The organism is Komagataeibacter sp. SM21, assembly GCF_041402665.1.
GTDB classification, from domain to species: Bacteria; Pseudomonadota; Alphaproteobacteria; order Acetobacterales; family Acetobacteraceae; genus Komagataeibacter; species Komagataeibacter saccharivorans.
Map to the genome: position 1 here is coordinate 22,318 of NZ_JBGLOV010000013.1, position 16,720 is coordinate 39,037.

Genomic DNA, 16,720 nt, shown 5'->3' on the forward strand with positions numbered 1-16,720 from the left:
GCATGGACACGTGAATCGTATCGACACCTCGACGGCAGTTGCCGTCATGCCGGCCATGACCGCCCTGGGAACGCCCGGGTTCTTTACTGCAGGCAACGCGGCGGCCGGGGATCCCGCCACGGTCGTCAGCGCGGACTGGTTCAATGCCGTGCAGGAAGAACTCCTCGCGGTCATTACCAAAGGGGGTGGCCTGACCCCTGACAAGGCCACGCTGACCCAGCTGTATACAGCCATCCAGACCATGATTACCGGTGGCGCCCAGCTGGCATCGACGCCCTTTGTCTCGGTTGCAGCCACGACCGTGCTTGCGGTTCCGGCCGGGTATTCCCGCATGGAGATCAAGGCCGTTGGCGCAGGTGGTGGCGGCATGGGCTGTCAGGCCGCATCTGCCAGCACGGACACATTCTCCGGCGGCGGCGGCGCTGCGGGAGGCTTTGTGTGGGGCATCTATCCCGTCACGTCCGGCGGGACCGTCGCGATCACCATCGGCGCAGGCGGTCCCGGTGGCGTGGGGGCAGCATCCGGCACGGCGGGCGGCAACACCACCGTCGTGTCTGGCGATACGACCCTTGTCTCGATCCCAGGCGCGCCCGGCGGCCTGCGGGCGGATGCCACGAACTGCGCCGGGGGCATCGGCGTGGCGCCCAGCGGCGCCAGCGGCACCATTATCGCGGCCGCCGGCAATGACGGCTCTGACGGTCAGGCTGGCAGCTACATGATGACCGGGAATGGTGGCGCCGGCCCATGGGGGGGCGCAGGGCGTGCGCGATCGGAATCCGGCGCGCCGGGATCCGCTCCGGGTGCAGGCGGCGGCGGAGCCTATGATACCGGCCTGAAAAACACGGCCTTTACCGGTGGCGCCGGATACCAGGCGCTGGTTCTCTACCGCTTCCTGCCCTGAAGGAGCCTGACATGACAGCAGCCGCATCACAGCCCTACGCCATCTATCGCACGTCTGCCACGCCCGACGAGCCTGCAGGACAGGTCGTTGACCGCATTGTCCGGGACGGAACCGGAAACTGGAAGCCTGCGACCGGACTGGCTGCGGTCGCGGATCCGGCCGGTCGCTATCCGATCGGATCAACCTACACGGCCACCGCCTGACCGACCCGAAAATCTGCGCCTGCCCGACCGCCCCGTGAGGCGGTTTTTTATTGCCTGGAATTCTGATGTTCATTCTGTGGAGACTGCTGGGGTTCGGTGAAGACCCCCAGCTGCGTGACCGGCTTGTCCGTGTCGAGACCAAGGTCGAAGCGACCGAGACGGACCTGCGCGCCCTGCGGGTCGAGGTCCGCACCCTGTCGACCGAGATGCGCGAATGCATGGGCCAGCTGATCGGCGGCATGAAGGCGGTCAAGGCCATCGGCACGGCCATCGTGGGCCTGATCACCGTGATCGGCACCGTGGCGGCCGCCCTGTTCGCCTATCCCCCCTTCTGCGAGTGGGTCACGCATCTCCTGCAGGGCCATCCATAATTTAGGAGCAGTGCCTTGAGCGCACATATCCCGCGCGGCATCCGCAATAACAACCCGGGCAACCTCGACTATGTCGGCCAGCCCGGCGCGCATCTGGAAACCGGCGTGGGCCACCCGCGCTTTGCCGCCTTCCCCACCATGGCGGATGGCATCCGCGCGCTGCGTGACCAGCTGCTGCGCTACGGTGCGCGGGGCCTGACCACGGTACGGGCCATCATCTCCGTGTATGCGCCCCCCAGCGAGAACCCGACCGGGGCCTATGTTTACGCCCTGTGCAGCCATATGGGCGTGCAACCCGATACCGTGCTGGACCTGCGCGATCCGGCCACCCAGCGCGGCCTGATCGCGGGCATTGCGACAGTCGAGAACGGGCCGGGACATCTCGGCCCGGACCAGATCGCCCAGGCGCTGCAGGTTACGCCTGCCCTGCCCCACCCCGTCAGCGAGGCCTGATATGGATCCTGTCTCCCTCCTGCAGGATGTCCTGTCGATGCTGCCGGCGCAGTATGCCGGCGACATCGTGGTCATCGTGTCGTTCCTGATCTCGACCTGCGCCCTCATTGCACGGTTCTGGCGGCCGCCGGATCCCACGTCGAAATGGGTGCTGGTGTGGACCATCGTCACTGCCATCGCGCAGGCACGCGGCTGGAACCTGCCCGCCTACCAGCCGGGCAAAAAGGCCGCGATGGTCCCGGCCACGGTTCCGCGCAGGGAGGTCGAGCAGCGCCTTGACGTGCCGCCCGGTTCCACCCGGCCGGGCAAGCCACCAGTGCGCGCCTCCCCGCCTGCCTGACTGGCTGGCCCCGGCTCAATCATCCAGATCCCCCAACCGCCCCCGAGGCGGTTTTTTCATATGGAGACGCCAGACATGGCCGAAGATACCACCACCAGCACCGCCATTCCCGCGATGGAAGGCCTGCTCGAAACTGTTCTGGGCAAGAAGGACACGGCCGCGACACAGGCTGACATCCAGCTGGCCGGCACCGTGCTGCAGTTGCTGATCCCCGTGATTGTCGAACGCGCGGCCCCCAACCTCGACCTTGCAGGTGTCGATGCCGCCATCACGAAGATCGTGGGCGGCGTCACGGACCTGAAAACCGCGATCGAGGCGAAGCCTGCCGCAGCGGTCAATCCGCTTGGCGCTGGCATCATGCCTCTTGCCGCCAAGGCCGAAGCCCCGCACCCGGTCGTGCCCGGTCAGCCGGTTCGCTGATCCAACGGCCTGACAGGCCCGAAATGTAGCGATAACAGCCCCGGCGCTAGGTGGATGGCCGATGCAATCCGGGGCTGCAATTCCCATAATACGCAACTTTGAGGCGAAAATATGTCTCGAAGTGCAACCCAAGATAACCGCCCCCGGGCGGTTTTTTGTTGGAGCATCTCATGCAGAACCCGTCCCGCCGTGCCTTCCTGCGCAATTCATCTGCGCTTGTCGCGGCTGCAGCCCTTGCAGCCTGTTCAACCAGCAAGAGCGGCAATGTCACCACCATCACGATCAACGTGGCCGAAATCAAGGATTACGGGCAGGCTGGCCTGAACGCCGTCACCACCGTCCTGAGCATCGCAGCCGTCGCCAGCGCGATCGGTACGCCAGCCGTGGGCATCATCGGCCTGGCGGACACGGCGCTGTCCACCGCCCTGACCGACTTTTCCACGGCGGCCGGATCCACGCTGACCATCACCTACGACAATACGAACTGGAAAACCCGGGTGGACAGCATCCTTTCCGCGCTGACCAAGGTGGAAAGCGACCTGAGTGCTGCGATCACCAGTGTCTCGACCAAGGTCCCCAGCACGGACCTGGCCAACGCCAACACGGCCCTGAACGCCCTTGCCACCATCGTGTCGGCCTTCAAGGCCCTGCTGGACAGCGTAGCAGCGCGCCGGAACGTTGGGGCACGCCTGTCCGGCTCTGCCGTGGCACCGTCCCAGGCGCAGGTGCAGCAGGCGCTTCAGGTGCTGGGGGTGACGGCATGACGCGCACCGGCATCTTCGCTCTCTGGGCTGCCAGCACCATCGGTGGCGTGCTTGGGGGCTTTATCCTGCTGGCCTATCTGACGAGCAATTCACGATGACGCCCTTCATGGAGGGCGTCATCTCCGGTGCGGGCGGCGTTGTCGTCCTCATCGGGCTGCTGGTCACGATCCCGCTCAAGCTGCACGCGCTTTATATGTCGGTGCAGTTAAGTAAGCGCGGATTAGAATAGTATTCAGTCGTATCTGTGGCTTTCACAAACTGGGCATTCATCAGCGGCCATATCTATGGCATCTTTCACTGCATCAAGAAGATCCGTTCTTTCATAATCCATTTCTCCCCTTTTTATTTTATTTGTAGCTATTGCGTACGCACGCCTATTGGCTTCTTCATCGCCCTGATTAATAGTAACCTCATTATGGAAGCGACACACTTTAACTGCGCCAGCTTCTATTGCTATTCCAAGCGCGTCGTCATTTACGTATTCATCCATTTCCACATTCCATCCTATTTTTATACGACTTCCAAAACTTCAACTGTAGCTTGGCATCCCAGAGCGTAAAGCGCAGATTCGATACGACCAATCTTACTTTCATGTAGCAAATCACGCATGCGCCGCACGGACGATTCTGCCACACCCAACCGACGCGCCAGTTCCACGTTGCTAACCTTGTTTTCCAGCATGGCCATATGGAGCGCCAGCTTGGCGGCTTCCAGCATGGGCACATAGACCAGCGGGCGACCATTGGCTTCAGGTGGCTCAGGCACGGCCGCACCGTCATCCACATAGATGGACAGCGATGTGACCAGCAGGTCCTGCGCCTCACGCAGCGCGTCCTCCCGGGTTGCGCCCTCGGTCGCCCCCGGCAGTCCCTCGAATGAAGCCGTGATGGTGCCGTCCGGATTGGTCTCCAGATCGACCGGGTAAGCGTAAAGCATCATCATACCGCCATATGCAAGTTCTCTGCCAGAACCATCGGATGATTGGGAAAGATATGGCGTTTGCGCTATTCTGCCGCCACATCCAACGCCCGACGCGCTGCATCCGGTTCCCGTCCGAGAATACGCAGCAGCGCCTGCACGGCCGGATCCAGCGCTACACGCCCCTGCTCCCAGTTGCGCCATGTCGCCACAGGGATGCCGGTCATCTCCGCGATCTGTTTCTGCGTCATGTGCAGGGTTTTCCGCACGGTTGCGGGTGTAGGGTATGGGGCGGACAGATGGCTTGTGTCATCCGTGCCGTCCTCGCGCGCCTGACGGTCGATATCATCCTCTGTGGTGGCATTCACCTTGTCCCGGTCGATGGTTCCACCGTGCCGGGCGATCTGGCTCAATGTCATCCTTGCCATTTCTTCCACTCCTTGTCGTGCATGCGGCGCGCGGAGATGATCCACGTCACATCGCCGCGCCGTGTGTAGACGACCATGTAACGGCAGCCTTCGATCGTCCCGACTGCCTGAATCCGTGTCTCACCGTAATCCTTGCGGGTGTCTTCGCGTTCGATCACTTCCCCAAGAAAAATGCGGGCGGCGTAAATGAAATCGAAACCACGGGTGGAGAGGCACGCTGCGCTTTTTTCATCGTGCCAGTCAAAGGCGTGGTGTGTTGCCGTCATAGGTATTTTATACGCTAGAAGCGTATCGAATGCAAGGAGAATAACACGCTAGCAGCGTATCTCTGATCCGAACAATCAATCGTATTGCGTAACCACAAGGCGGCTCTCCGGAGCCGCCTTTTTTATTGGAAACAGCATGACAAATCGCAAAATTTCGCAAATCCGCAAGCTGGGCTGCCGCCCGGCCGAACGCCGTCCCAATCAGCCCCATCTATCTGCCATGCGTGGCTTCTGTGCGCGGCAGGCCCCTGCCCGGCTCGACCGCAGCGGTCTCAATCCCGCACCGCTTATGCTGGGCAACGACATGCTGGGGGACTGCACCAGCGCGGGCATCGGCAATCATCTGCGCGCCACGGCGGCGCTGGCAGGCTTCCAAATTGCCGTAACCACGCCTGCCGCAGTGCAGTTCTATTCCCGCTCCACCGGCTACGTGCCCGGCAATCCCGACACGGACAACGGCGGCGTGGAGGTGGACGTACTGACGACCGCCCTGCGCGACGGCTATGCGCTGGCAGACCAGACCCTGTTCCCGATCTGGGGCAGCGCCGATCCGGGCGACCTGAACGGCATCCGCAACATCACCGCAGGCCTGTCTGCCGCCTATCTGGGCGTGCAGCTTGCCAACGCGGACATGTGGGAAGACCAGGACGGCAACCTGGCGCCTGTGTGGGACACAGACAGCCCGGCCGACCATGGCGACCCTACGCCGAACCCGCAAAACGGCCACTGCCTGCTGCTATGGGATTATGCGGGCACCAATGACACTGATCTGGTCACCCTGCTGACATGGGGCAGCCTGCAAAAGGCGACGTGGCGCTGGGTCCGGTCGCGGATCATGGAAGCGCACGGGCTGGCGTGGGGGCAACTGCATGCACCTGGCAGCCTGTATCCGGCTGGCGATGACTGGGCTGCGCTGGTCGCGGCGAATGAGGCGTATTTGCGAGGTGCAGCATGAACAGGGGCGACCGCATGGCCTTTCTGTTCGCCTGCATGATTGGGCTATCGGGCTGCGCTGTTCATCCGGTCCGCGTTTCAACCACCATTCCGCAGGCCATGGCTGGCATCCAGTCTAGTCTGGCGCAGGCCGGGGTGGTGTCAGTATCGCACGCCGGCGACTGGACAGAAGATCAGGATGCCCGGTTCACGCGCGCTGTGCGTGGCGCCCAGTGCAGCCAGAACGTGGCCGACCCGGTAGTCGGCACGATCGCGGGCGATGTGACCCTGCAACTGTCCGGGCAGTTCACGCAGAGCGGACAGTTCAGCGTGGGCGCGATCACGACAGCACCCACCTTAGGCATTCAGGGGGACGCCAGCCGGACGCGCGGACAAACGGTCAGCTTGCCGGTGTCTTACGCGCCCCTGTCCTCCATGCCTGACGTGGAGATGACGCGGCAGCTTGGCTATGAGACATCCATGTTTGCCCAGAACGATGATGCCCGACACGCCGAGGCGGCGCGGTTGATTGCCGACCGAGAAGAGCTGCGAGGCCGTGTACAGGCTATGATTGACAGCTGGCGCGCAGCTGAATGCATCCAACCGTCGCCGGTTGTTCCGTTCGTTGGGAGGCATGGCGATCCGAATCGAAAAAACCGTTAGTCACTCTTTGAACGACTCGTGATTTTGCCGTGCGTCCCATATGGGCGTTTTCTGACCAACCCCATTGATACGATTGAAAAAACAGGAAAATCATAATCCCTTGGTCGGCGGTTCAAATCCGTCCATCGCTACCATCTGCGTTAGGATTGATTTTCCTTACATTTTTGTGCTTTTCCGAATCTCCTTCCTATTGGGGTTGTCGGGATTTTTGGCACTCCCTGCCCATCGGGTCTGGCACCTGCCTGTTCTAAACGGCAGCAGAAGGCCTTCGTTGCCGCGCCTTGCGTCCTACATTTCGAACCTGCCTCACGTATGGATCAGCCGCCAACAGGCCGAATTGGCCAGTCGTGCAATCGCCATGGTCCCTGCACTGGACAGCCTGCCCCTGCCATCCATCAGGCGGCAACCGGACACGACCCAAGCGTGATGCTGCCCTTCATGGTACTCATATCCTGTCATTTTTCCCAAGCCCTGCTTCTGGAAGACAGAGCAGAGGTAGCAGCTCTATAATAAGGCCCCTTCTGCCTGTCCGATTATTCAGAAAGTGGACAGGTAATGTCGGCATCCTTACTGTCGCCTGCGGCCGGGAACAGACATTTTTCTCTCAGGAATCCGTTTAAGCCTTCAGGAATTACTACGTTCACTCTCACTGCTTCGCGAAAGATGGGCCTGGCTTACGAAGGCGATGAAAGCGCGGAGGCTTGCCGTCATGCGGCGATCAGGCAGATGAACAAGGGTAATGGGGCGTGGGACCGGCGCATAGTCAGGCAAGACGGGAACGAGGCGTCCAGCCGCAAGATCGGCTTTCAGGGCCAGCGACGACTGAAGAATAATGCCAAACCCCGCAACACAAGCTTCGCGCAGGCCAGCAGCATGATTGATCCGTATCCGGGGCGGCGGCAGCGGGATCTTATAGTCACCTCCGGGGCCATGTAGCGTCCACACATCATCTGACTGCCATTGCGGGTAACCAATCAGACGATGGGAGCATAGGTCTTCTACCCCGTGAGGACAGCCATATCTGGCAAGATATGCAGGAGATGCGGCAAGGATCGTCCGGTAAAGGCCGAGAGGTCGTGCAACAAGCCATTCATCTTCCAGATCCCCGATACGAAAGGCGACATCGAAACTATCTTCGATCAGATCGACCTTGCGATTATCCAGAACAAGTTCGGCCTGCACATCCGGATAAAGTTCGAGATAGGCGGCCAGTAATGGCGCAACCTTAAGACTCCCATACGTCACCGGCGCACTGATACGCAGGCGACCGGAGGGACTGACTGCCGATGTGTGGGCGACGGCCTGCGCCTCCGCCACATCCGCCAGTATCCTGCGGTACCGTTCAGCAAGCAGCGCCCCGACTTCTGTCAGCGCCATCCGACGCGTTGTCCGGTGCAGTAGGCGCGTCTGAAACTGTGCCTCAAGCGCGTTGATGTGCTTGGCCACCATGGTTCCGGAAATCGCATGGTGTTCCGCGGCAGCAGTAAAACTGCCCAGATCAACGACCGACAGGAAAACGGCCATACTTGTCAATCGATCCATAACCGGCCTTCATTTCAAACCATAGGTTTTAATACAACGCACTTACGGGCGATTAATCCAACCCTTCTGTTGTGTCAGATCTTTCATTCCGAACCAAATAAACCAAATCAGAATTTTTTTTGTTTAAGGACACACAGCGATGAAAGCCCTGTTTTTTGGCCGGTTTGGCGATGCGGATGTCCTGTCCTATGGCGACTTGCCTGCTCCCGCTCTGGATGCACAATCCGTATTGGTGGCACCGACTTTTGTCGGGCTTAACTTCGCGGACATTTATCGCCGTCAGGGCAATTATGTATTGCAAGGCGAAGCACCGTGGATTGGCGGCTATGAAGGCGTCGGTCATGTTGTGGCGATTGGTGCCGATGTATGTGGCTGGAAAATCGGCCAGCGCGTGGGGTTTGTTGACGTGCCGCGTGCCCATGCCGAACTGGTACTGGCCCGCCCCGATCAATTGATAACGTTACCGGATGATATTGCGGACCAAAGCGTCGCCGCCCTGTTGCTGCAAGGGCTGACAGCGCAATATCTGGTGGAGGATAGCGTGACTGTACGTTCTGGTAACACGGTCCTGATCCAGGCGGCTGCGGGAGGCGTCGGCCGACTGGTGACGCAGATGGCGACGGCACTTGGTGCGCAGGTGCATGCACTCGCATCGACACCCGCAAAACGCGAACTGGCGCGCGAGAATGGGGCCGTGGCAACATATGATTATCAGGAAGATTGGGTAGCGCGGGTTCAGCAGGCAACAGGAAAGGGCGTCGATATCGCTTATGATTCGATCGGAACGACCCTGATGCAAAGTGTCGCCGCACTGCGTCCCGGTGGCCGTGCCGTAATCTTTGGCAAGGCGGGTGGGACGCCCCCCTTCATCGATCCACTTGAACTTATGGAAGGGTCTAAAGGCATCATTGGTGGAGATTTATGGACCTATCTCAATGATCGCGAGGGCCGACAGGGTCGTGTGGACCGCCTGTTCGCGGCGCTGCATGCAGGCCGGATCACGCTGCCCCATATCAGGACCTTTCCCCTGAATGCAGGTCAGGATGCGCATCGACTGCTTGAAGATCGCAACTTTGCAGGGAAAATCGTTTTAAAAATTGTTTGAAAATAAATCTTTGACAAAAAACAGGAAAAGTTTTCTGGGTATCGCCTTTTTTTTCAAAAAGGCGATGTCTTCCGAAGCTTTTTGAAAAAAGCTTCACCAAAAACTTCCTTATGATTTCTATATGTTTCCCGGGCAGACTTTCAAACGGCTTCTTATCGATACATGACCCGGATCAAACCCGACCTTAAGAATTCACTACCTTACTGAGCAATAGCAACGTAATGCTGATATCCGAAAGAAAGCGGTCATAAGTATATAAATACGCACATGTTTTCTATGCATTATACTTTTTTTATCGAACCAACTGCTCTTAATACCTGTCCACAGACCTGTGTACCGTTCAACACAACTGTACTGTCTGGCTTCTTTGAATATGTCGCGTGCCTAACCCGGCACAGACCGGGAGCAGGAGTTTTCCCCTGCTCCCCGAAATACGACTTAACGGGCCGTACGTTCGCCTGTCACATGGGCGCACAGGGCCTGGATTTCGGCTGCTGTAACGCCTTCGGGATTATGCTCTGCCTTCTTGGCGATTTCGTGCTCGGCACCGCTGGCGCGGCCATGTTCCTTGGCCACATGCTGGGCCAGGGCAATTACTTCTTCCTTCTGCAGCAGCTTGGGTTCCTTCAGCCCCTTGCTGGCCAGTTTGTGCAGATGTTCGCGCGCGGCGGCGGTGGGTTTGTCAGTCATGGCTTGTCATCCTGTCCGGTGATGCGCGATATGCGCGTCCATTCATGTTATAACTTAAGAAAGCCCGCGAAAACCGATAGGATGCCTGACCTTGGGGCATATTTCACATATCTGCCCTGCCCTGCCGGATAGTAGTGGAACCACCGTCCCGTCGGGCTTATGGGGAGAGATATGCACACGCCCATCCATTCCGGTCCTGACAGCGCCCTGACACGACTGGCCCCTACCGTGGCGCTGACGGCGCAGCAACTGCAACTGAAGAACGAAGTACTGGCTTTCTGCCGTGCCCACCGCACGGACCGGCACGCGCTATTCATTATTGAAGGCGATGCGGGAACCGGCAAAAGCCTGCTGCTCAATACGCTGTTTACGGCCATCCAGCAGGCCGCACGCGGGACTGATCGGCATGACCCGCTGCATGGCAGCGATAACCGGGTGCTGGTGAACCACCCGGAAATGATCAAGCTGTACCGCAATATCGCCGAAACCCAGCCCGCCCTGCGCAAGAAGGATTTCGAGCGCCCGACAACATTCATCAACCAGATGGATGGCACGGACAGACGCACCGATATCGTACTGGTGGATGAAGCCCATCTGCTCCTGACCCGCAGCGATCCCTATAACCGCTTCCGGCAGGATAACCAGTTGGAGGAGATCATACGTCACGCCCATGTTGTCGTGATCGTATTTGACGCAAGGCAGGTGCTGAAGTTCAAGAGCCTGTGGGATGATGCCACGCTGGCCCGTCTGGTCGCGGGCTATCCGGTCGTAACCCGCAGGCTGGACCATCAGTTCCGCATGCACGCGAACCCCGATGTCATGGACTGGATACGCGCCCTGCGTGATGGCCGTCTTGCCTCCCTGCCCGCCCCGCAACATTTCGATTTCCGCATTTTTGACGATGCCCAATCCATGTGCGAAGCCATAAGGCAGCGTAATGCGGAATTCGGCCTGTGCCGCATGCTGGCGACCTATGACTATCCCTATACCCTGAACGGGCAGGACCATTTCATTACCGAAGGCCACTTTCACCTGCGCTGGGACCGCGCCATGCCACAGGCCCGCCTGCCGTGGGCTGAACGGCCCGATACGATTGACGAGGTGGGATCAGTCTACACCATTCAGGGTTTCGACCTGAATTATGCGGGCATCATACTTGGCCCATCCGTCACATATGACCCGACGGCAGACCGGATCGTGATCGATCCCGCCCGCTATGAGGACAGGGCCGCCTTTACCGGGCGTGACGGCATAACCAATCCGCCAGCAGTGATGGAACGGATCATCCTCAATTCCATCAATGTCCTTATGACGCGGGGTGTCAGGGGACTTTATATCTACGCCAGCGAACCCCGGCTGCATGCCCGGCTGGCGGCATTGTGGAAAGCACGGCAGGCTGCCCGCACGATGCAGCCTGCCGCCCCGTAAAAATCAGCCGCGCTGACCGATCCGCTTCAGGTAAGGCAGGATTTCCGGGCCGGATTCAATCGCATGCCCCAGTACGGTTTCGACCAGTTCCGCCAGACGGCGTGCGTCCAGTCCGGCCAGAGTTACGCTGAGATCGTGTTTTTCCTGATCCGACAGTTCGGGGGACTGGATGATGCGCCGTTCCACGGCCGCCTTCATGGCGTCGGTGGTGAAAGGCATGTCGATAATCTGGTCTTCGCTCATGGCCGCATTCCTGCATGAATTATGTAATGCGGCCATCGTACGGGTTGGCTGCCCACGGGCAACCACCCTGCACGCGATGCGGTTATGCGTTTGTCATCAGATCCCGATCGGGAACGGTTCAGCCCTGCTCGGCCTGTTCCATCGCGGCCATGCGGTGCAGGCGGGCGGTTTGGGAAAAGCCGCGCATTTCCTGCACGATGCCCTGCCGCTCCAGCCGACGCAGGCCAGTTGCGTAGCCGATTTCCTGCTTCAGTTGACCCAGCAGCATGTTGGCACGGCCCTGGAGCATTGTCTTCAAACGATCCATGTCATGTCTCCGGCAAGGGTAGTAAGAAACGCCGCTTCCTGCGCATGGCTGATAACAACATGACGCATGCGAAAACGCAACGATCAATGCATACCTGTCAGACATTTAATGCATACTGCGCTACTATCAGCCATTCGGGACGATCCGCACGTCCCCGGAACCACAGGGACAGAACGCCTGCGTCTGCCTCCTCAATCGCACATGGTCAGGATTGTGATGGGCTGACTTCATGCCCTTTTCCCCGCGCCTGCAGGGAAAACAGGCATTTTGTCATAACAGAATGCAGACATGGAACAGTTCCCTTCCGCCCCGTTCGCCTGTCACCATGACAGATGAAGGAACTGTCATGAACGCTTCCCGAGGGTGCGGCCTGTGATCATACTTTCTTTGCGTTAAAGGAACGGGCGGTCATCTTCCCTTCCTCCCCTCAACATGCACAGCCATGAAACAGTAGGACAGTGCACTGGGGCCAGATTGTTCTTCAGGCCGCGACGGATTGATGGGTACGCATGGGGCGCGTCAGGAAACAGATGTTTGCGCAAAATACCCCGCTGACTGGCACGTCAGATATCAAGGCTGCGGTTGTCGACCACTTCCTTCATCACGAAAAACGTCCGTGTCTGTCGCACGCCCGGCAGGCTGATCAGTTTATGCCCGTGCAGGCGATTGAAATCCGCCATGTCACGCACCCGAATTTTCAGGAAATAGTCGAAATCCCCCGCAACCAGATGACAGTCGATCACAATGGACAGGTTACGCGCGGCTTCCTCGAACGCTGCGAAACTTTCCGGGGTGGACCGATCCAGCACCACGCCCACCATGACCAGCGTGCCAAGGTTCATCTTTTGCGGGTTCAGGGTCGCGCGCACGCCAGTAATACATCCCAGCGCCAGCAGGCGCTGCACGCGGCGGTGACAGGTGGCCGGACTGATATTGACCCGTGTGGCGAGGTCCGCATTGGCCATGCGTCCGTCCGCCTGCAACAGGCGTAAAAGCCGCATATCCGTTCGGTCCAGCTCGACCCTTGTGGTGCTTTCTTCCATTATAAACCGTCTTTAAGGAACATATACCGCATAGTAATCATCATTTCAGAATTATATCGCCATAATTCCATTGAATATGAAAACACCCCTCATGCCTTGTCTGATACGCTCAGGCCACAATCATGATGCGAGGTTTTTCATGCTGTCCGCTTTTGAGCGTTATCCGCTGACCTTCGGCCCCACGCATATCGAACACCTTAAACGCCTGTCCGACCATCTCGGGGGCGATGTGCAGATCTATGCCAAGCGGGAAGACTGCAATTCCGGCCTTGCCTTTGGCGGCAACAAGCTGCGCAAGCTGGAATACATCATTCCCGATGCCATCGCGTCGGGCGCCGATACGCTGGTTTCCATCGGGGGTGTGCAGTCCAACCATACCCGTCTGGTCGCGGCCGTCGCGGCGAAAATCGGCATGAAGTGCCATGTGATACAGGAAAGCTGGGTTCCGCATGATGATGCGGTTTATGACCGTGTGGGCAATATCCTGCTGACCCGGATCATGGGGGCGCAGGCGCAGCTTGTGGATGAAGGCTTTGACATCGGCATACGCGATAGCTGGTTACGCGCGCTGGAACAGGTCCGGGCCGAGGGCGGCAAACCCTACGCCATTCCTGCGGGTGCTTCGGTCCATAAATATGGCGGCCTGGGATATGTTGGCTTTGCGGAGGAAGTCCGCGCGCAGGAAGCGCAGATGGGTATCAAGTTCGACTTCATCGTCGTATGCACCGTAACCGGGTCCACCCATGCCGGCATGGTGGTCGGTTTTGCCGCCGATGGCCGCGCGCGCAACGTGATCGGCATCGATGCATCCTTCACCCCCGCACAGACAAAGGCGCAGGTACTCGACATCGCGCAGAAAACTTCGGCGCTAGTGAAGGGGCCGGAAATCTGCGGTGACGACATCGTCCTGATGGAAGACTACGCCTACCCTGCCTACGGTGTTCCCTCCAGGGAGACGGTAGAGGCCATCCGCCTTTCCGGCCGACTGGAAGGCATGATCACCGATCCGGTCTATGAGGGCAAATCCATGCAGGGCCTGATGGATCTGGTCAAAAAAGGCTTTTTCCCCAAGGGGGCGAAAGTGCTTTACGCCCATCTGGGCGGTGCCCCCGCCCTTAACGGCTACAGTTACACATTCCGCAATGGCTGAACGCTGACACCGCGCCGCCCCGCCCAAAACGGGGCGGCGGTTACCCTCTCCGCACCTGTGTGCCGTCATGCACCCAACGTGCCTTCAGCGCCGGATACGCCATGATTGCCTTTCCTTCGCGGCATCCCGGCCAGCCGGAAGCAGATTCCCGTGCTGAAGCTGTTTTTTGCATATCCGGAAACAGACTTATTCATCATACAGGACCGGACCCACGGAAAAATAACGGGTATTTCGGTCCGCATGAACATCCGCACACGTTTCCCCATCTATTCCGCGCCCGAACGGGCGACTGACCTGCTTGTCCATATCGTGGGCGTGGTCGGGCTTGGATATGGAGTGATCTGGCTGATTCATACCGCCATGCTGTCGCATTCCATGCTTGAGAAGGATGTGACGCTTCTTTACTGCGGCGGTATCCTTGGCACCTGCCTGTCCTCGGCAGCTTACAATTTCTGTCCACCATGCAGGCTCAAGGGTGGATTACAGCGCCTTGACCAGTCGATCATCTTCGTAGCGATCGCCGCGACCTATACGCCCTTCATCCTGCTGGGTGGAAAGGGCTGGGCCAGCCAGTGGTTCTGTGGCGTGCTATGGGCCATGGCGCTGGCCGGGATTATAGCCAAGATGTGCTTTTTCACATGGTCCCGGCGGTTTCATGTGATCCCCTATCTGTGCGTGGCGTGGATCTTCTTCCTCTGCCCCGATCCGCAGGTGTGGATGCTGCCTTCGCCTGCGTTTTTCCTGATTGTCCTCGGCCTGTTTTTCTACTGCATTGGCGTCGTGTTCTACATGCGCGCGGGTATGCCGTTTTCCAACGCGCTATGGCATGTGATGGTGGTGCTGGGCGCGGGCACGCATATGGCAGCGGTGGGAAGCATGCTGCTTCATTACACCCCACCGCGATAACCGCTCCGCCCCTTGACAGCGGGTGGTGTGGCCTAACGCCCGATCCGGCGCAGGGGCAGGCCCGCTTCCAGATGCTGTTCGATGACTTCCAGCGGCACATTGCGGGTTTCAGGCACCAGCAGAAGGGTGAAGAACAGGAACACGACATTCAGCGCGCTGAAGCCCGCAAATGTCCACCCCGCGCCCAGTACCGCCACGATGCTGAGGAACGTGTTGCTGACCGCCCAGTCCATGCCCCAGTTGGCCAGGGTGGAGCAGGCCACGCCAAAATCACGCCCCTCGATCGGCTGTATTTCCGAACATAGCGTCCAGACCAGCGGCCCCGCCCCAATGCCAAACCCGCCGACAAACACCAGAAGTGCGGCCATAAGGGAAAGCGTGGCGCCCATCCCCTGCAGGTGCAGCCCTTCAATCAGGCCCGCGCAGCCAAGGGCGGCTGCCATGGTAATGCAGCTTGCCGCCAGCAGCGGCCTGCGTCCCCAGCGCGAAACCAGAAAAATGGCCACGATACCCACCACGGCGTTGATGAGACCCACCAGAACCGTGGCCCATGCGGCGGCGGATGTACCGAAATGCGCCCCTTCCAGAATCTTGGGCGCGTAATACATGACCACATTGATGCCCGTAAGCTGCTGCATGACCTGCAGGCCGATACCCAGCGCGACCGACCGGCGAAAGAACGGCTGGCTGCGCAACAGGGCAAACCCGCCCACCGGCTTACCCGCCCCCAGTTCATGGCGGATGTTGTCCAGTTCCCGGTCAGCCACCGCCACATCGCCACGCAGGCTGCGCAGCACGCTACGCGCCTCCTCAAACCGGCCACGGGCCGCAAGCCATGACGGGCTGGAAGGCAGGAGCGCACACCCCGCACACAGCAGGGCAGCCGGAATGACCGGCAGGCCGACCATAAGCCGCCAGTGTCCGCCACCGGAGAAAATCCCCCCCGCCAGATAACCCAGCAGAATGCCCGTGGACTGAAGCATGGAGAAGGTGGACACCATGGTTCCGCGCATCGACCCGCTGGTCAGTTCCGAAATATACAGTGGCGCGGTGAAGGTGCAGATGCCAATGGCCATCCCGATCAGGAACCGCCCCAGCAGGATCTGCCCGATGATCCCGGCCGTAGCGCATAACAGCGCCCCCACCGCAATCAGCAATGTGGCCGAACCCAGCGCCAGCCTGCGTCCGAATCGCTGTGAAAAGACCCCTGCCCCAAGCGACCCCAGAAGCGCGCCGACCATCAGCACCGACACGATCCATTCCTGCATGCGGGGCGTGGCATGAAAATCACGACCGATAAAGCCCAGTGCCTCGGCAATCAGGCCAGTGTCCAGCCCCACCAGCAGGCCGGCGGATGCGGTGGTCAGGGCCGCGCGAAGCACCTTTCGCCCCTGCCCTGCTGGCACGGTATCCGTGGACGGCGCACCCGTGGCAGAGACGGACGACGTAGCTGGCTGTAACACGTTACTCTATCCCCTGAAGTGCGGCGCTGGACGGATCGGCACCGGTCAGGCCGGGTCCATAACCGATGCTAACGGGGATGATCCATGACACAACCCCGGATTCAGGCAGATTGTGTAGGCGTACGCATGTTGTGATAGATCATTTTTTCGGGTGAATACGCACGGCGCATGCCAAGAACAGGA

24 protein-coding genes are annotated in these 16,720 nt (G+C 59.6%); 14 read left to right on the forward strand and 10 right to left on the reverse strand.

All coding sequences use genetic code 11. The features are described from left to right. Positions 1 to 10: 10 nt before the first annotated feature. From ACBR42_RS12530 to ACBR42_RS12565, 8 genes are all read left to right on the forward strand, one after another. On the forward strand, positions 11 to 901 hold the full coding sequence (locus tag ACBR42_RS12530; RefSeq protein WP_371208233.1) for a glycine-rich domain-containing protein: 891 nt from the start codon (positions 11 to 13) through the stop codon (positions 899 to 901). Positions 902 to 912: 11 nt separating this feature from the next. Next, positions 913 to 1,104, forward strand: a complete 192-nt coding sequence (locus ACBR42_RS12535; RefSeq protein ID WP_371208234.1) for a hypothetical protein — start codon at positions 913 to 915, stop codon at positions 1,102 to 1,104. A gap of 65 nt (positions 1,105 to 1,169) precedes the next feature. Continuing rightward, positions 1,170 to 1,475: a hypothetical protein gene (locus tag ACBR42_RS12540; protein WP_371208235.1), complete on the forward strand. Its 306-nt coding sequence runs from the start codon at positions 1,170 to 1,172 to the stop codon at positions 1,473 to 1,475. Positions 1,476 to 1,490: 15 nt separating this feature from the next. Beyond that, positions 1,491 to 1,928, forward strand: a complete 438-nt coding sequence (locus ACBR42_RS12545) for a structural protein (protein WP_371208236.1) — start codon at positions 1,491 to 1,493, stop codon at positions 1,926 to 1,928. 1 nt (position 1,929) lies between these two features. Then, complete coding sequence (locus tag ACBR42_RS12550) at positions 1,930 to 2,268, forward strand: hypothetical protein (RefSeq protein ID WP_141260466.1); 339 nt, start codon at positions 1,930 to 1,932, stop codon at positions 2,266 to 2,268. Positions 2,269 to 2,343: 75 nt separating this feature from the next. Beyond that, on the forward strand, positions 2,344 to 2,688 hold the full coding sequence (locus ACBR42_RS12555; protein WP_371208237.1) for a hypothetical protein: 345 nt from the start codon (positions 2,344 to 2,346) through the stop codon (positions 2,686 to 2,688). A gap of 170 nt (positions 2,689 to 2,858) precedes the next feature. Continuing rightward, entirely contained in the window at positions 2,859 to 3,452 is a 594-nt protein-coding gene (locus ACBR42_RS12560; RefSeq protein ID WP_371208238.1) for a twin-arginine translocation signal domain-containing protein, read from the forward strand. A gap of 94 nt (positions 3,453 to 3,546) precedes the next feature. Continuing rightward, positions 3,547 to 3,681: a hypothetical protein gene (locus ACBR42_RS12565; protein WP_371208239.1), complete on the forward strand. Its 135-nt coding sequence runs from the start codon at positions 3,547 to 3,549 to the stop codon at positions 3,679 to 3,681. A gap of 3 nt (positions 3,682 to 3,684) precedes the next feature. Here the strand turns inward: ACBR42_RS12565 and ACBR42_RS12570 are convergent, their stop codons facing one another. The 4 genes from ACBR42_RS12570 to ACBR42_RS12585 all read right to left on the reverse strand — a co-directional run bounded on the left by ACBR42_RS12570 (position 3,685) and on the right by ACBR42_RS12585 (position 5,064). Further along, positions 3,685 to 3,942: a hypothetical protein gene (locus ACBR42_RS12570; protein ID WP_371208240.1), complete on the reverse strand. Its 258-nt coding sequence runs from the start codon at positions 3,940 to 3,942 to the stop codon at positions 3,685 to 3,687. 20 nt (positions 3,943 to 3,962) lie between these two features. Further along, the gene (locus ACBR42_RS12575; protein ID WP_371208241.1) at positions 3,963 to 4,394 is read right to left on the reverse strand and encodes a type II toxin-antitoxin system HicB family antitoxin; all 432 of its coding nucleotides are present in this window, start codon (positions 4,392 to 4,394) and stop codon (positions 3,963 to 3,965) included. Between the two features lie 62 nt (positions 4,395 to 4,456). Next, entirely contained in the window at positions 4,457 to 4,798 is a 342-nt protein-coding gene (locus ACBR42_RS12580; RefSeq protein ID WP_371208242.1) for a helix-turn-helix domain-containing protein, read from the reverse strand. Next, entirely contained in the window at positions 4,786 to 5,064 is a 279-nt protein-coding gene (locus ACBR42_RS12585) for a BrnT family toxin (RefSeq protein ID WP_371208243.1), read from the reverse strand. Before ACBR42_RS12585 ends, ACBR42_RS12580 begins: the two co-directional genes overlap by 13 nt. A 136-nt stretch (positions 5,065 to 5,200) precedes the next feature. Between ACBR42_RS12585 and ACBR42_RS12590 the strand changes: the two genes are divergently transcribed. Further along, on the forward strand, positions 5,201 to 6,019 hold the full coding sequence (locus ACBR42_RS12590; RefSeq protein ID WP_371208244.1) for a hypothetical protein: 819 nt from the start codon (positions 5,201 to 5,203) through the stop codon (positions 6,017 to 6,019). Continuing rightward, positions 6,016 to 6,660, forward strand: a complete 645-nt coding sequence (locus ACBR42_RS12595; protein ID WP_371208245.1) for a hypothetical protein — start codon at positions 6,016 to 6,018, stop codon at positions 6,658 to 6,660. Before ACBR42_RS12590 ends, ACBR42_RS12595 begins: the two co-directional genes overlap by 4 nt. Before the next feature lie 624 nt (positions 6,661 to 7,284). Here the strand turns inward: ACBR42_RS12595 and ACBR42_RS12600 are convergent. Next, positions 7,285 to 8,184, reverse strand: coding sequence for a LysR family transcriptional regulator (locus tag ACBR42_RS12600; protein ID WP_371208246.1), 900 nt, complete (start codon positions 8,182 to 8,184; stop codon positions 7,285 to 7,287). A gap of 157 nt (positions 8,185 to 8,341) precedes the next feature. On the opposite strand from ACBR42_RS12600, the gene ACBR42_RS12605 reads away from it, so the two are divergent. After that, on the forward strand, positions 8,342 to 9,307 hold the full coding sequence (locus tag ACBR42_RS12605) for a quinone oxidoreductase (RefSeq protein ID WP_371208247.1): 966 nt from the start codon (positions 8,342 to 8,344) through the stop codon (positions 9,305 to 9,307). Positions 9,308 to 9,745: 438 nt separating this feature from the next. Here ACBR42_RS12605 and ACBR42_RS12610 read toward each other — a convergent pair whose 3' ends face one another. Then, positions 9,746 to 9,997, reverse strand: a complete 252-nt coding sequence (locus ACBR42_RS12610; protein ID WP_102323444.1) for a hypothetical protein — start codon at positions 9,995 to 9,997, stop codon at positions 9,746 to 9,748. 171 nt (positions 9,998 to 10,168) lie between these two features. Between ACBR42_RS12610 and ACBR42_RS12615 the strand changes: the two genes are divergently transcribed. Next, on the forward strand, positions 10,169 to 11,425 hold the full coding sequence (locus tag ACBR42_RS12615) for a DUF2075 domain-containing protein (protein ID WP_371208248.1): 1,257 nt from the start codon (positions 10,169 to 10,171) through the stop codon (positions 11,423 to 11,425). 3 nt (positions 11,426 to 11,428) lie between these two features. Here ACBR42_RS12615 and ACBR42_RS12620 read toward each other — a convergent pair whose 3' ends face one another. The 3 genes from ACBR42_RS12620 to ACBR42_RS12630 form a co-directional block, all read right to left on the reverse strand. Further along, on the reverse strand, positions 11,429 to 11,668 hold the full coding sequence (locus ACBR42_RS12620; protein ID WP_102323442.1) for a hypothetical protein: 240 nt from the start codon (positions 11,666 to 11,668) through the stop codon (positions 11,429 to 11,431). 118 nt (positions 11,669 to 11,786) lie between these two features. Further along, on the reverse strand, positions 11,787 to 11,975 hold the full coding sequence (locus ACBR42_RS12625) for a CsbD family protein (RefSeq protein WP_102323441.1): 189 nt from the start codon (positions 11,973 to 11,975) through the stop codon (positions 11,787 to 11,789). A 563-nt stretch (positions 11,976 to 12,538) separates the two neighbouring features. Next, positions 12,539 to 13,018 (reverse strand): Lrp/AsnC family transcriptional regulator, encoded by a 480-nt coding sequence (locus ACBR42_RS12630; RefSeq protein WP_102323440.1) that lies wholly within the window; start codon positions 13,016 to 13,018, stop codon positions 12,539 to 12,541. A gap of 139 nt (positions 13,019 to 13,157) precedes the next feature. Between ACBR42_RS12630 and ACBR42_RS12635 the strand changes: the two genes are divergently transcribed. After that, on the forward strand, positions 13,158 to 14,168 hold the full coding sequence (locus ACBR42_RS12635) for a 1-aminocyclopropane-1-carboxylate deaminase (protein ID WP_371208249.1): 1,011 nt from the start codon (positions 13,158 to 13,160) through the stop codon (positions 14,166 to 14,168). A gap of 240 nt (positions 14,169 to 14,408) precedes the next feature. Next, positions 14,409 to 15,074 (forward strand): PAQR family membrane homeostasis protein TrhA, encoded by a 666-nt coding sequence (locus tag ACBR42_RS12640; protein WP_371208250.1) that lies wholly within the window; start codon positions 14,409 to 14,411, stop codon positions 15,072 to 15,074. Between the two features lie 32 nt (positions 15,075 to 15,106). Here ACBR42_RS12640 and ACBR42_RS12645 read toward each other — a convergent pair whose 3' ends face one another. Further along, on the reverse strand, positions 15,107 to 16,537 hold the full coding sequence (locus ACBR42_RS12645; RefSeq protein WP_371208251.1) for a sugar porter family MFS transporter: 1,431 nt from the start codon (positions 16,535 to 16,537) through the stop codon (positions 15,107 to 15,109). Positions 16,538 to 16,720 lie beyond the last annotated feature (183 nt).

Bases quoted from the DNA above. Each gene is read 5' to 3' on its own strand.
- ACBR42_RS12555 (WP_371208237.1), top strand. From the start codon at position 2,344: ATGGCCGAAGATACCACCACCAGCACCGCCATTCCCGCGATGGAAGGC.
- ACBR42_RS12610 (WP_102323444.1), bottom strand. From the start codon at position 9,997: ATGACTGACAAACCCACCGCCGCCGCGCGCGAACATCTGCACAAACTG.
- ACBR42_RS12615 (WP_371208248.1), top strand. From the start codon at position 10,169: ATGCACACGCCCATCCATTCCGGTCCTGACAGCGCCCTGACACGACTG.
- ACBR42_RS12580 (WP_371208242.1), bottom strand. From the start codon at position 4,798: ATGGCAAGGATGACATTGAGCCAGATCGCCCGGCACGGTGGAACCATC.
- ACBR42_RS12640 (WP_371208250.1), top strand. From the start codon at position 14,409: ATGAACATCCGCACACGTTTCCCCATCTATTCCGCGCCCGAACGGGCG.
- ACBR42_RS12595 (WP_371208245.1), top strand. From the start codon at position 6,016: ATGAACAGGGGCGACCGCATGGCCTTTCTGTTCGCCTGCATGATTGGG.
- ACBR42_RS12590 (WP_371208244.1), top strand. From the start codon at position 5,201: ATGACAAATCGCAAAATTTCGCAAATCCGCAAGCTGGGCTGCCGCCCG.
- ACBR42_RS12565 (WP_371208239.1), top strand. From the start codon at position 3,547: ATGACGCCCTTCATGGAGGGCGTCATCTCCGGTGCGGGCGGCGTTGTC.
- ACBR42_RS12535 (WP_371208234.1), top strand. From the start codon at position 913: ATGACAGCAGCCGCATCACAGCCCTACGCCATCTATCGCACGTCTGCC.
- ACBR42_RS12560 (WP_371208238.1), top strand. From the start codon at position 2,859: ATGCAGAACCCGTCCCGCCGTGCCTTCCTGCGCAATTCATCTGCGCTT.
- ACBR42_RS12550 (WP_141260466.1), top strand. From the start codon at position 1,930: ATGGATCCTGTCTCCCTCCTGCAGGATGTCCTGTCGATGCTGCCGGCG.
- ACBR42_RS12600 (WP_371208246.1), bottom strand. From the start codon at position 8,184: ATGGCCGTTTTCCTGTCGGTCGTTGATCTGGGCAGTTTTACTGCTGCC.
- ACBR42_RS12540 (WP_371208235.1), top strand. From the start codon at position 1,170: ATGTTCATTCTGTGGAGACTGCTGGGGTTCGGTGAAGACCCCCAGCTG.
- ACBR42_RS12570 (WP_371208240.1), bottom strand. From the start codon at position 3,942: ATGGATGAATACGTAAATGACGACGCGCTTGGAATAGCAATAGAAGCT.
- ACBR42_RS12625 (WP_102323441.1), bottom strand. From the start codon at position 11,975: ATGGATCGTTTGAAGACAATGCTCCAGGGCCGTGCCAACATGCTGCTG.
- ACBR42_RS12605 (WP_371208247.1), top strand. From the start codon at position 8,342: ATGAAAGCCCTGTTTTTTGGCCGGTTTGGCGATGCGGATGTCCTGTCC.
- ACBR42_RS12630 (WP_102323440.1), bottom strand. From the start codon at position 13,018: ATGGAAGAAAGCACCACAAGGGTCGAGCTGGACCGAACGGATATGCGG.
- ACBR42_RS12575 (WP_371208241.1), bottom strand. From the start codon at position 4,394: ATGATGATGCTTTACGCTTACCCGGTCGATCTGGAGACCAATCCGGAC.
- ACBR42_RS12635 (WP_371208249.1), top strand. From the start codon at position 13,158: ATGCTGTCCGCTTTTGAGCGTTATCCGCTGACCTTCGGCCCCACGCAT.
- ACBR42_RS12620 (WP_102323442.1), bottom strand. From the start codon at position 11,668: ATGAGCGAAGACCAGATTATCGACATGCCTTTCACCACCGACGCCATG.
- ACBR42_RS12585 (WP_371208243.1), bottom strand. From the start codon at position 5,064: ATGACGGCAACACACCACGCCTTTGACTGGCACGATGAAAAAAGCGCA.